Source organism: Arenimonas malthae CC-JY-1, assembly GCF_000747075.1.
In the GTDB taxonomy this organism is placed as follows: domain Bacteria; phylum Pseudomonadota; class Gammaproteobacteria; order Xanthomonadales; family Xanthomonadaceae; genus Arenimonas; species Arenimonas malthae.
Genome location: NZ_AVCH01000004.1, coordinates 1 through 12614 on the forward strand (window position 1 = coordinate 1; position 12614 = coordinate 12614).

12 protein-coding genes are annotated in these 12614 nt (G+C 72.7%); all 12 read left to right on the top strand.

Features of this window, described 5'->3' with window-relative positions; genetic code table 11:
- On the top strand, positions 1–1332 hold a 1332-nt coding region (locus N790_RS16225; RefSeq protein ID WP_043799847.1), incomplete at its 5' end, for a hypothetical protein.
- Positions 1333–1402: 70 nt separating this feature from the next.
- Entirely contained in the window at positions 1403–4081 is a 2679-nt protein-coding gene (locus N790_RS01160; RefSeq protein ID WP_043799848.1) for a TonB-dependent receptor domain-containing protein, read from the top strand.
- A gap of 68 nt (positions 4082–4149) precedes the next feature.
- Positions 4150–4938, top strand: coding sequence for a type II secretion system protein N (locus tag N790_RS01165; protein ID WP_052385572.1), 789 nt, complete (start codon positions 4150–4152; stop codon positions 4936–4938).
- Positions 4935–6950, top strand: coding sequence for a type II secretion system secretin GspD (gene gspD, locus N790_RS01170; protein WP_052385573.1), 2016 nt, complete (start codon positions 4935–4937; stop codon positions 6948–6950). Before N790_RS01165 ends, gspD begins: the two co-directional genes overlap by 4 nt.
- Positions 6947–8431, top strand: coding sequence for a type II secretion system ATPase GspE (gene gspE, locus N790_RS01175; protein WP_043799850.1), 1485 nt, complete (start codon positions 6947–6949; stop codon positions 8429–8431). Before gspD ends, gspE begins: the two co-directional genes overlap by 4 nt.
- Positions 8418–9617, top strand: a complete 1200-nt coding sequence (gene gspF, locus N790_RS01180; protein ID WP_043799861.1) for a type II secretion system inner membrane protein GspF — start codon at positions 8418–8420, stop codon at positions 9615–9617. The genes gspE and gspF overlap by 14 nt, the downstream gene beginning before the upstream one ends.
- Before the next feature lie 14 nt (positions 9618–9631).
- Entirely contained in the window at positions 9632–10066 is a 435-nt protein-coding gene (gene gspG / locus N790_RS01185; RefSeq protein WP_043799851.1) for a type II secretion system major pseudopilin GspG, read from the top strand.
- A complete protein-coding gene (locus tag N790_RS01190; protein WP_052385574.1) occupies positions 10038–10511 on the top strand; it encodes a GspH/FimT family protein in 474 nt (157 codons plus the stop codon). Before gspG ends, N790_RS01190 begins: the two co-directional genes overlap by 29 nt.
- On the top strand, positions 10498–10863 hold the full coding sequence (gspI, locus tag N790_RS01195) for a type II secretion system minor pseudopilin GspI (RefSeq protein ID WP_043799853.1): 366 nt from the start codon (positions 10498–10500) through the stop codon (positions 10861–10863). The genes N790_RS01190 and gspI overlap by 14 nt, the downstream gene beginning before the upstream one ends.
- Positions 10860–11450 (top strand): type II secretion system minor pseudopilin GspJ, encoded by a 591-nt coding sequence (gspJ, locus tag N790_RS01200; protein ID WP_043799854.1) that lies wholly within the window; start codon positions 10860–10862, stop codon positions 11448–11450. Before gspI ends, gspJ begins: the two co-directional genes overlap by 4 nt.
- A complete protein-coding gene (gene gspK / locus N790_RS01205) occupies positions 11447–12427 on the top strand; it encodes a type II secretion system minor pseudopilin GspK (protein ID WP_043799855.1) in 981 nt (326 codons plus the stop codon). The genes gspJ and gspK overlap by 4 nt, the downstream gene beginning before the upstream one ends.
- Positions 12424–12614, top strand: a 191-nt coding sequence (locus tag N790_RS01210) for a hypothetical protein (RefSeq protein ID WP_043799857.1), incomplete at its 3' end; no start/stop codon positions are given. The genes gspK and N790_RS01210, both read left to right, overlap by 4 nt.

The window sequence follows — 12614 nt, forward strand, 5'->3', positions numbered from 1 at the left end:
CCGCCCCCGCCGCCGCCGCCGCCCCCGCCGACCGGTGGCCCGGCCGCCGACTGCCCGACCGGCTTCGCCAACGTCGGCACCGTCGCCAACAATACGCTGCGCGCCTGCCAGCTGCCGAACAAGATCGTCGGCAACCTGGTGATCCCGAAGCGCGCCGGCACCGTCTATTCCATCTCCGGCCGCGTCGACGTGGGCGACGACCAGGGTGGCGACGCCAACAACCCGATCGCCGGCCGCGAGAAGGGCATCCTGACCATCGAGCCGGGCGTGAAGGTGTTCGGCGCCGCGGGCCTGGACTACATGGTGGTCAACCGTGGTTCGCAGCTGTTCGCCGAAGGCACCGCCAGCGAGCCGATCGTGTTCACCAGCCGCCAGAGCATCGAAGGCACCACCACCGTCGACTCGATCGGCCAGTGGGGCGGCCTGGTGCTGCTGGGCCGCGCGCCGATCAGCAACTGCCCGGGCAGCGCCACCCCCGGCACCCCGACCTGCGAAGCCCAGGTGGAAGGCACCAATGCCTTCTACGGCGGCAACCAGGCCGGCGACAACACCGGCCGCATCCGCTACTTCCGCGTGATGCACTCGGGCTTCCAGATCCTGCCCAACAACGAGCTCAACGGCATCACCCTGGCCGGCATCGGCAACGGCACCGTGATCGACCACGTGCAGGTGCACAACAGCTCGGACGACGGCTTCGAGTGGTTCGGCGGCACCGTGAACGCCAAGTACCTCGTGGCCACCGGCAACGACGACGACAGCTTCGACACCGACGTCGGCTTCAGCGGCGCCATCCAGTTCGCCCTGGTCGTGCAGCGTGACAACGGCGGCGACCGCTCGAACGAGTACAGCGGTTCCACCCGCACCCCGGCCTCGAACCCGAAGATGGCCAACGTCACCTACATCGACCGTGCCGGCGGCGGCGACGCCATCGTCATGAACTCGGGCACCGACACGGAGTTCTACAACGCCGTGGTCACCTCGCGCGGCGCGGCCGGCACCTCCGGCTCGTCCTGCCTGGACGTCGACGACGCCACCACCACCGGCACCTTCCAGTCGGTGTACTTCTCCTGCCCGCAGCCCTTCGCCGACGACGCCAACGGCGCCGCCGCGGCGCTGTTCAACGCCGGCAGCAACAACACCGCCAACGGCACCTCGACGCTGGTCAACACCTTCGTCAACGGCGCCAACGAGTCGGCCGTCCCGGCCTTCGCCAACCTCACATCGGTCAGCCCCTTCTTCACCCAGGTGAGCTACATCGGCGCGGTCCGCGACGCCAACGACAACTGGTGGCAGGGCTGGACCTGCGGCCTGAACGCCGCGAACCCCTGCTGAGCACGCCCGGGCGGCGGGATCTCCCCGCCGCCCGGTTCCGCGCCGACCCCGAATTCCCCAGAGGCCTCCCATGTTGAAGTCCCCGCTCGCCCGCACCGGGCTGTTCCTCGCGATCTCGGCCCTGCTGGCGCCGAAGCTGGTCCTGGCCCAGGACGTGGCCACCCAGGCGCCCAACGGCCAGGCCGCGGCCGCCCAGTCCGGCCCGACCGAAGCCGAGCTCGACGCGATCGCCAACCAGCCGTCGGTGCTCGACCAGGTCGAGGTTGTGGGCGAATACATCCCGCAGCCGCTGCTCGAAACCTCGGAAGTGGTTTCGGTGCTGACCGCGGAGGACTTCAAGCGCAGCGGCGACGGCAACGCCGCCGAGGCGCTTTCCCGCGTCAGCGGCCTGAGCCTGGTCGGCGGCCGCTTCGTCTACGTGCGCGGCCTCGGCGAACGCTATTCCGCCGCGGTGCTCAACGGCTCGGCCCTGCCCAGCCCGGAGCCGCTGCAGCGCGTGGTGCCGCTCGACCTGTTCCCGAGCAGCGTGATCGACAATGTGGTGGTGCAGAAAACCTACTCGGCCCGCTACCCGGGCGAGTTCGGCGGCGGCATCATCGACCTGCAGACCGTCGCGGTGCCGGACGAGCCCTTCTTCACGCTCTCGATCGGCTCCGGCGGCGACACCGAAACCACCTACCGCTCCGGCCTGACCTACTACGGCTCGGAGACCGATTTCCTGGGTTACGACGACGGCACCCGCGACATGCCGCGCGCCCTGCGCGAGGCCATCGCCACCGGCAACCGCGTCGACCTGGCCAACTTCAGCCAGGCCGAGCTCGACGCCATCGGCCGCAGCCTGGTCAACGCGCCGCTGAACCTGCTGCAGCGCGACGACCAGATCGACCCCGATTTCAGCGCCGAACTCGCCGGCGGCCGCAAGCTCGAGCTCGACTGGGGCAGCCTGGGCGTGATCGCCGTGGCCGGCTACGACAACAGCTGGCAGACCCGCGAGGGCGTGCAGCAGGAAGGCATCGTCGAGAACGGCGTGATCTCGCCGCGCACCGACTACGACTTCGCCTCCACCCAGAACGACGTGAACGTCAACGGCCTGCTGGGCCTGGGCGCCGAATGGGGCGACCACGAGATCCGCTGGACCAACCTGTACGTGCACAGCACCACCAAGGAAGCCCGCAGCCGCTTCGGCAACGACGAACTGGCCGGCGCCACCGTTCGCGACGACTACACCGAGTGGTTCGAGCGCGAGCTGCTCAACACCCAGTTCGCCGGCAAGCACGCCTTCGGCGAATACAAGGACTTCACCATCGACTGGCGCGCGGCCTACGCCGAGACCACCCGCGAGGCGCCTTACGAGAAGGGCATCCGCTACCGCCTCGTGGACGGCGTGTTCCTGCACAACGCCTCGCAGGAGCAGAACTACACCCGCTTCAGCACCGTCGAGGACGACGTGGCCAGCGCCGGCGTGGACTTCGGCTACCTGCTGGCCACCGACGACCGCGACTGGCAGCTCAGCGCCGGCCTGGCCTGGTCGGACAACGACCGCGCGGCCGAATCGCGCGAATTCCGCTTCCTGGCCCTGGACGGCTCGCTGCCGCTGAACGTGCAGATGGAGCGCGTGGACTTCCTGTTCTCGCATCCGAACATCGGCCCGGGCCTGCTGGGCCTGCGCGAGACCACCGGCGCCGACGGCGCCGCGGCCTACGAGGCCAACCTGGAAACCCGCGCGGTCTATTTCCAGGCCGAGACGCAGATCACGCCGATGCTGCGCGCCACCGCCGGCGTGCGCTACGAAACCGCAGAGCAGTCGGTGACCCCGGTGGACCTGTTCAGCGACGAGCCGCTGCCCACCGCCGCGCCGCTGGACAACGACTACTTCCTGCCGGCCGCCACCGTCACCTGGAACTTCCGCGAGGACATGCAGCTGCGCTTCGGCGCCTCGAAGACCATCGCCCGCCCGCAGTTCCGCGAGCTGGCGCCGCAGCAGTACCTCGACACCGACAGCGACCGCCTGTTCATCGGCAACCCCTACCTGGTGGACACCGAACTCACCAACTTCGACGCGCGCTGGGAATGGTATTTCGGCGAAGGCGAGTACTGGACCGTCGGCGGCTTCTACAAGCTGCTCGACAAGCCGGTCGAGTCGGTCGTGAACGAGGCCGGCGCCACCATCCAGCAGACCTACATCAACGCCCCGGAAGCCACCCTGTTCGGCGTCGAGACCGAGTACAAGAAGTACTTCGACCTGCCCTTCGAGGCGGCGGTGTTCGGCGACAGCCGCCTGTTCCTGTCGCTCAACTACACCTGGACCGACACCGAGGTCTCGGTCAGCGCCGGCGACGTGGTCTATCCGCTGGCCGGCGCCGGCTCGCCGCGCCCGGCCTCGGAGCTGGTGCGCGACGGCAGCCAGCTGCAGGGCCAGTCCGAGCACCTGGCCAACCTGCAGTTCGGCCTCGAGGACGCCAGCACGGGTTCGCAGGCCATCCTGCTGGTCAACCACGCCAGCGAGCGCATCTCGGCTCGCGGTCGCCCGGGCCAGCCGGACCTGGTCCAGGAGCCGGGCACCTTCGTCGACCTGGTGCTGCGCCGCGGCTTCCAGGCCTGGGGCCAGGACCTCACCGTGTCCTTCGAAGCCCGCAACCTGCTGGGCGAGGACTACGAGGAATACCAGGAGCTCGGCGGCGGCCGCGTCGACATCAACAAGTACGACCTGGGCACGAGCTTCTCGGTCAGCGTGACGGCAAGGTTCTGATGCCCGACGCAAGACCGACATCGGCGACGCGCCACCAGGGCCAGCCCGCAAGGGCTGGCCTTGGCCGTGTGGCGGGCCGGATTCCCGAAGGCCTCGCCGCGCGTGCGCCGCGCCTGCTGCAGGCCGCGCTGGTAGTGGCGCTGCTTGCGCAGGCTGGCCACCTGGCCTGGGTGCTGCTGGCGCCGCTGCCGGCCACCGAAGCCACTGCGTTGGTTCCGGCCCGGCGTGCACTGGACCCTGCGCTGGCCGCGTCGGCCTTCGGCGGCTCGGGTGCCGCGGCCACGCCGGGCGTCGACGGCCTGGCCCTGCTTGGCCTGCGCCGCCAGGCCGATCCCGCGCTGTCCACCGCCATCCTCGCCGACGGCGCCGGGCTGCAGCGCGTTTACGGCGTGGGCGAAGACATCCGCCCCGGCCTGCGCCTGCAGGCCGTGGGCGCCGACCACGTCATGCTGGCCGGCGCAGGCGGCGTGCACCGCCTCGCGCTGCCATCGACCGCGACGGCGCTGCCCGTGGCGGCGCCCGTGCAGAAGGCGCCCGCGGAAGCGCCGACACCGACCGGCGCCGCCATCGACCCGCGCCAGCTGCTGGCCGAAGCCGGCCTGCGCCCGCGCCTGCGCAACGGCCGCCTCGACGGTTTCACCCTGATCCAGCGTGGCGACGGCCGCGCGCTGCGTTCGGCCGGCCTGCGCTCCGGCGACGTGCTGCTGGCCGTCAACGGCGAAGAACTCACGCCCGAACGCATGGCCGAACTGGGCCAGATGCTGCAGTCGGGCGCGGTCGCCGGCGGCGCCACCACCCTCACCCTCGAGCGCGACGACCAGCGCCACACCATCACGCTGCAGACGGAGTCCCCGTGACCACGAACCCCGGCCGTTCCCTGGCCTGCGCCCTCGCCCTTGCCCTGCTGCCCGCGTTCGCCGGGGCGCAAGCCCCTGCCGGCGAACCCGCTGCCGAAGGCGGCCAGGCCCTGAACCTGCAGGGCGTGGACCTGCGCGCCTTCATCCAGGACGTGTCGCGCGCCACCGGCAGCACCTTCATCCTCGACCCGCGCGTGCAGGGCAGCGTCACCATCACCAGCCAGGAAGCGCTGGGCCCGGCCGACCTGCTGGGCGTGCTGCTGGCCACGCTGCGCGCCAACGGCCTGGTCGCCATTCCCACCGGCAACAACGCCTACCGCGTGGTGCCCGACGAGGGCGCCGCGCAGCAGCCGGCCTCGGCCGGCGACGGCGGCCTGGGGTATGCCACCGAAATCTTCCGCCTGCGCCACGTGGACGCCCGCACCGCCGCCGAAACGCTCAAGGCCCTGGTCGGCCGCGGCGGCGTGGTGGCGCCGACGCCGCAGGGCAACAGCCTGCTGGTGGCCGACTACGCCGACAACCTGGCGCGCCTGCGCGCGCTGGTGGCGCAGATCGACCAGGACCGCAGCGACATCCGCACCGTGCCGCTGCGCAACAGCTCGGCGCGGGAAATCGCCGCCGTCGTCTCTCAGCTGGTCTCGGCGCCGGGCGGCGGCGAAGGCGCGCGACCGGGCACGCTCAGCGTCATCCCGGTGGAAAGCAGCAACGCCGTGATGCTGCGCGGCGACCCGGCCGCGGTCGAGCGCATCGCCACCGTGGTCACCGACCTCGACCAGCGCGCTTCCGCCAGCGCCGACGTGCGCGTGGTGCGCCTGCAGCACGCCAACGCCGAACAGCTGCTGCCGATGCTGCAGCAGCTGGTGGGCCAGGCGCCGGACGCAGCGGCCGCAACCACCGCCGGCAGCGCCCAGGCCGCCAACACGCCCGCCCCGGCCACGCCCTCCGGCCGCCGCGCCAACCTGGCGCGCTACCCGGGCGCGAACGCCATCGTCATCAGCGCCGACGCCGAAACCCAGCGCATGCTGGCCTCGGTGATCAGCCAGCTCGACACGCGCCGCGAGCAGGTGCTGGTCGAGGCGATCGTGGTGGAGGTGTCCGACGGCACCGCCAAGAAGCTGGGCGTGCAGTTCCTGCTGGCCGGCAAGGACGGCAACGTGCCCTTCGCCGCCACCAACTTCCCCGGCGACGCGCCCGGCCTGCTGCCGCTGGTGGGCGCCGCCGCCGGCCGCGACGCCGAGGACGGCAGTTCCGAAGCCGACCTGCGCGACGCCGCGCTGCAGTCGCTGCTGGGCACCGCCGGCGGCCTGCTGGGCATCGGCGGCAGCAACAGCGACCGGCTGTTCGGCGCCATCATCAACGCGGTCAAGTCCGACAACCGCTCCAACCTGCTGTCCACGCCGTCCATCCTCACGCTCGACAACGAGGAGGCGCGCATCCTGGTCGGCCAGGAAGTGCCCATCACCACCGGCGAAGTGCTCGGCGACAACAACGCCAACCCCTTCCGCACCACCCAGCGCCAGGACGTGGGCATCCAGCTCGAGGTGAAGCCGCAGGTCAACCCGGGCGGCGGCATCACCCTGTTCCTGCGCCAGGAAGTGTCGGCCGTGGCCGGCGTGCTCGGCGCGGGTTCGAACGACCTGATCCTCAACAAGCGCGAGATAGAAACCACCGTGCAGGTGGACGACGGCAACATCGTCGTGCTCGGCGGCCTGCTCGACCAGGGCGAGCAGCTCTCGGTGGACAAGATCCCGGTGCTGGGCGACATCCCGGTGGCCGGCGCCCTGTTCCGCAGCAAGTCGCGGCAGAAGACCCGCACCAACCTGATGGTCTTCATCCGCCCCACCGTGATCCGCAACGCCGACGACGCCCGCAACGCCACCGCGCCGCGCTATGACTACATGCGCAGCCGCGACCCCGGCGTGGACGCCGGCGAACGCGCCGCGCTCGACGCCGTGGTGCAGGACTACCTGCGCGCCGAGCCGCCGCGCGCCGACGAGGCGCCGCAGCCGTGACCGCGCCGGCCGCCCTCGACTACGGCTTCGCCAAGCGCCAGGGCGTGTTGCTGCTGGGCGGCGACGACGTGGCGCGCGTGGCCCTGCGCGAGGGCGCCGACCCGGCCGCGCTGCTGGAACTCCGGCGCGCGCTCGCCCGCCCGATCGAAGTGCTGCCGCTGGCGCGCGCCGAGTTCGACCGCCGCCTCTCGGAAATCTACGCCGGCGACGCGCTGCACGGCGCCACCCTGGCCGGCCACGCCGACCTGGGCCCGCTCGACGCGCTGGCCGGCGAACTGCCCACCGCCGCCGACCTGCTCGAAGACCAGGACGACGCACCGGTGATCCGCCTGATCAACGGCCTGATCGCCGAAGCCGCGCGCCAGGGCGCGTCCGACATCCACGTCGAACCCTTCGAGGCCGCGCTGCGCGTGCGCCTGCGCGTGGACGGCGTGATGCGCGAAGTGCTCAGCCTGCCGGCACGGCTGGCGCCGCTGCTGGTGTCGCGCGTGAAGGTGATGGCGCGGCTGGACATCGCCGAAAAGCGCCTGCCGCAGGACGGCCGCATTTCGCTCACGCTGGGCCAGCGCGCGCTGGACGTGCGCGTGTCCACCCTGCCCGCCCGCGGCGGCGAACGCGTGGTGATGCGCCTGCTCGACAAGGACCAGACCCTGCTGGGCCTGGACGAACTGGGCATGCGCCCCGACGTGCTCGAGGCCCTGCGCGAGGCCCTGGCCCAGCCCAACGGCATCGTGCTGGTCACCGGCCCCACCGGCTCGGGCAAGACCACCACGCTCTACGCCGGCCTCGCGCGCCTGAACGACGGCAGCCGCAACATCCTCACCGTCGAGGACCCGGTGGAATACGCCATCGCCGGCATCGGCCAGACCCAGGCCAACCCCAAGGTCGGCCTGACCTTCGCCGCCGGCCTGCGCGCCATCCTGCGCCAGGACCCCGACGTGGTGATGGTGGGCGAGATCCGCGACGCCGAAACGGCCCAGATCGCCGTGCAGGCCAGCCTCACCGGCCACCTGGTGCTGTCCACCGTGCACACCAACGACGCGGTCGGCGCGGTCACCCGCCTGCGCGACATGGGCATCGAACCCTTCCTGCTGGCGTCCACGCTGCGCCTGGTGCTGGCGCAGCGGCTCGTGCGCCGGCTCTGCCCGGACTGCCGCGCGCCGCGCGCCGCCGACGCCGGCAGCGCGCGACTGATGGGCGCCGCTTACGCCGGCCCGCTGTTCCAGCCCGTGGGCTGCCCCGCCTGCGCCCACACCGGCTACCAGGGCCGCGTGGCCATCTACGAAGCCGTGCGCGTGGACGACGCGATGCGCCGGCTCGTGGGCCTGCAGGCCGACGAAGCGGCGATGGCCACGCTCGCCTTCGCCCGCGCGCCGGACCTCGCCGGCGCCGCGCGCGCCTGCGTGGCCGAGGGCGCCACCAGCGTCGAGGAAGCGCTGCGGGTGATCCGCCAGGACGAACGTGGCCATGGCGGCGTTTGATTTCCTCGCCCTCGACACCGACGGCCGCGAACGCCACGGCCTGCTCGATGCGCCCAGCGAAGCCGAGGCGCGCGCCCGGCTCGAACGCCGCCAATGGCTGCCCGTGCGCGTTTCGCCGGCCGCCGCCGCGCCCGCGCGCGCGCGCACCGGAAAGCTCGGCGCCAAGGCGCTGGCGCTGGTGACGCGGCAGCTGGCCACCCTGGCCAGCGTCACGCCGCTCGAGGAAGCCCTGCACACGCTGGCCGCCCAGGCCGAGAACAAGCGCCTGCGCGACGTGCTCGCTCGCACCCACGCCCACCTGGTCGAAGGCCACCGCCTGTCCGAAGCCATGGGCCGCGTCGAAGGCGCTTACCCGCCGCTGTACCGCGCGATGGTGGCCGCGGGCGAAAGCGCCGGCGCGCTGCCCGCCGTGCTCGAGCGCCTGGCCGACATGCTCGAGCGCCAGCAGGCGCTGCGCAGCAAGCTGCTGACCGCGCTGATCTACCCGGCCGCGCTGGCGCTCACCGCCGGCGCGGTGGTGGTGGCGCTGATGGGTTTCGTGGTGCCCAAGGTGGTCGAGCAGTTCGAATCCATGGGCCGCACGCTGCCGCTGCTGACGCGGGGGGTGATCGCGCTGTCCGAACTCGTCTCGCAGTGGGGCCTGCCGCTGCTGGTGCTGGCCGTGGCGCTGGGCATGGGCTTCGCCGCCACCCTGCGCAAGCCCGGGCCGCGCCTGGCCTTCGACCGCTGGCTGCTGCGGCTGCCGCTGGCCGGCCGGCTGGTGCGCGACGTGCACGCCGCGCTGATGGCGCGCACCCTGGCCACCGTGGTCGCCAGCGGCCTGCCGCTGATGGAAGGCCTGGCCATCACCGCCCGCACCGTGCACAACCGCGCCCTGCGCGAGGCCACCGAGGGCATGGTGGCGGCGATCCGCGAGGGCGGCAGCCTGTCGGCGGCGATGCGTCGCGCCGGCGTGTTCCCGCCCACGCTGCTGCACCTGGCCTCGAGCGGCGAAGAAAGCGGCCGGCTGGCACCGCTGCTCGACCGCGCCGCCGACTACCTCGACCGCGAATTCCACACCTTCACCAGCCTGGTCCTGTCCCTGCTCGAGCCCGCCATCATCGTGCTGCTCGGCGGCGTGATCGCGGTGATCGTGCTTTCCATCCTGCTTCCCATCCTGCAATTCAACACGCTGGTCACCGGCTGAACCGGAGTCATCGCATGCGAACCACCGCCCCGCGCCGCGCCCGCGGCTTCACCCTGATCGAACTGATGGTCGTGATCGTCATCATCGGCCTGCTCGCCACCGTGGTGACGCTGAACGTGCTGCCCAGCCAGGACCGCGCCATGGTCGAGAAGGCGCGCGCCGACGTGGCGCTGCTGGAGCAGGCGGTGGAAAGCTACCGGCTCGAAAACCTGGTCTACCCACGCAACGAGGACGGCCTGCAGGCCCTGCTGAAGGCGCCGGCCGGCCTGGCGCGACCCGAGCGCTACCGCCAGGGCGGCTACATCCGCCGCCTGCCTGACGATCCCTGGGGCAATCCCTACCAGTACGCGTACCCGGGCCGCAGCGGGCGGTTCGACATCTATTCCCTCGGCGCCGACGGCGCCGCGGGGGGCGAAGGCGATGGCGCCGACATCGGCAACTGGCAATAAGCGCGCCGCCGGCTTCAGCCTGGTCGAACTGCTGGTGGTGCTGGCGGTGCTGGGCCTGCTGGGCGGGGCGGTGCTGCTGACGGCGCCGGCCGCGGGCGCGCGCGTCGGCGACCAGGCCGGCCAGCTCGCCGCGCACCTGCAGCGCGCTCGCGAGGAAGCCGTGCTGGGCAACCGCGCCATCGCCCTGCGCGTGGACGCCGGCGGCTACCGCTTCCTGCAGCGCCGCCTCGAGGGCTGGACGGAGCTGGCGGCGACGCCGTTCCAGCCGCGCGAATTCCCCGAGGGCGTGGCGGTGCGTTTCCCGGGCGACCGTGGCCACGCCCGCTTCGAGTTCGACGCACTCGGCGCGGCGACGCCGGCCGAACTGGTGCTGGCCGGCGACGGCCGCGCCCTGCGCATCACGCTCGACGACACCGGCGAGGTGGCCGTGCATGCGGCGCGCTGAGGCCGGCTTCAGCCTGGTCGAGATGCTGGTGGCCCTGGCGGTCTTCAGCCTGGCCGTGCTGGCGCTGCTGAACCTGTCGGGCCAGAACGCACGCACCGCGGTGGTGGTGGAGGAGCAGGTGCTGGCCGGCATCGTCGCCGACACCCTGGCGGCGGAAGCGCTGCTGCTCACCGACGCCGAACTCGCCGCCGCCACCGAGGGCAGCGAAACCGCCGGCGACCGCCGCTGGCGCTGGCGCCGCACGCTGTCGCCCACGGCGCAGCCGGGCCTGGCGCGCGTGGACATCACCGTCATGCCCGAGGGCGAAGCGCGCACCGTGGTGGCGCTGGGCGTGTTCCGGGGGCAGCCATGAAGACGCGGGGATTCACCCTGGTGGAAATGCTGGTGTCGCTGTTCGTGTTCGCGCTGCTGTCGGCGGCGGGCGTGGCGGTGATGGCCTACACCGTGGACAACCAGGACAGCGTGTCGCTGCGCATGGACCGGCTGGGCGAACTGCAGCGCGCCCGCGTGCTGCTGCGCCAGGACCTGGCCCAGGCCGCGGCGCGGCGCGTGCGCGACGGCCGCGGCGAGGCGATGCGCAGCGCGTTTTTCGGCGCGCCCGAAGGCGTGGGCGACCCGGTGCTGGCCTTCACCCGCCGCGGCTGGGAAAACCCCGAACAGGCGCCACGTGCTTCGCTGCAGCACGTGTCATGGCGCCTCGTCGGCGACCGCCTCGAACGCCTCGCCAGCCCCGCCCTGGACGGCGCCGAACCCGGCCCGCCGCAGGTGGTGCTGCGCGGCGTGCGCGAACTGCGCATTGCCTACCGCCACCACGGCCAGTGGAGCCCGGCCTGGCCCGGCGGCGCGGCCTCGGTGCCCGACGCGATCGAGCTGCGGCTGGCGCTGGACGGCGTGGGCGAGCTGCGCCAGGTGTTCCTCCTCGCGGGGCAGCAGCCATGAGCCGCGCGAGACAGTCCGGCGTGGCCCTGCTCACCGTGCTGCTGCTGGTGGCGGTGATGTCGGTGCTGCTGGTGGCGGTGCTCGACGACATCCGCTTCGGCCAGCGCCGCGCCGGCAACGCCCAGGCCCAGGCCCAGGCGCAGTGGTACGCGCTAGGCGCCGAAGCCCTGGCGCAGGCGCAGCTGCGCCAGCTCTGGCGGCGCGACCGCCAGCGCACCACGCTCGAGGGCGGCTGGAATGGACGCGCCGTGGCCTTCCCGGTCGAAGAAGGCCTGATCGAAGCACGCGTGGCCGACCACACCGCCTGCTTCAACCTCAACAGCGTGGTGGAAGGCGCCGGCGAAATGCTGCAGCGGCGCGAACCCGGCATCCGGCAGTTCCGGGCGCTGATGCTGGCGCTGGATTTCCCGCCGCGCCGCGCCACCGCGCTGGCCGATGCCCTGGCCGACTGGATCGATTCCGACGCCGTGGCCGCCGCCGCGGGTGCCGAGGATCCGGCCTACCTGGCCAGCGCCGCGCCCTACCGCAGCGCCGGCACCCTGCTGGCGGAAGTGAGCGAACTGCGCGCCATCCGCGGCTTCGACGCGGAAACCTATGCCCGCCTGCGCCCGCACGTGTGCGCGCTGCCCACGCCGGCGCCGACGCCGGTGAACCTCAATACGCTCGGCCCCGGCGATGCGCTGCAGCTGGTGGCGCTGGTCGAGGGCCGCATCGGCCCCGACGCCGCGCGGGCCGCCATCGCCGCCCGGCCGCCCGGCGGCTGGCGCGAACTGGCCGAGTTCTGGGGCCGGCCCGAGTTGGCGCAGGCCCGGCCCGACGACGCCGCGCTGCAGCAGGCCAGCCTGCGCAGCCGCTACTTCGCCCTGCAGGCGCAGGTGCGCCACCTCGACGCCGAGGTGGTGATGAGCAGCCTGCTGGAACTCGACGACGCGGGCCACGCCCGCACCCTCGCCCGCCGCTGGACGCCCGACGAATGAATGCCACGCTGCACCTGCTGGTCCTGTCCGCCGATCCGGCCGGCCCCGACTTCGAACGCTTCGCCGACGCGCAGGGCCACCGGCTCGACCGCCTGCCGCCGGGCGCCACGCCGCGCCGCGTCCTGGCCGTGCCCGCCTGCGAACTGGCGCTGCACCGCCTCGCGCTGAAGGCCGCCACGCCGGCGCA

Bases quoted from the DNA above. Each gene is read 5' to 3' on its own strand.
- N790_RS01160 (WP_043799848.1), top strand. From the start codon at position 1,403: ATGTTGAAGTCCCCGCTCGCCCGCACCGGGCTGTTCCTCGCGATCTCG.
- gspF (WP_043799861.1), top strand. From the start codon at position 8,418: ATGGCGGCGTTTGATTTCCTCGCCCTCGACACCGACGGCCGCGAACGC.
- gspG (WP_043799851.1), top strand. From the start codon at position 9,632: ATGCGAACCACCGCCCCGCGCCGCGCCCGCGGCTTCACCCTGATCGAA.
- N790_RS01190 (WP_052385574.1), top strand. From the start codon at position 10,038: ATGGCGCCGACATCGGCAACTGGCAATAAGCGCGCCGCCGGCTTCAGC.
- gspI (WP_043799853.1), top strand. From the start codon at position 10,498: ATGCGGCGCGCTGAGGCCGGCTTCAGCCTGGTCGAGATGCTGGTGGCC.
- gspJ (WP_043799854.1), top strand. From the start codon at position 10,860: ATGAAGACGCGGGGATTCACCCTGGTGGAAATGCTGGTGTCGCTGTTC.
- gspK (WP_043799855.1), top strand. From the start codon at position 11,447: ATGAGCCGCGCGAGACAGTCCGGCGTGGCCCTGCTCACCGTGCTGCTG.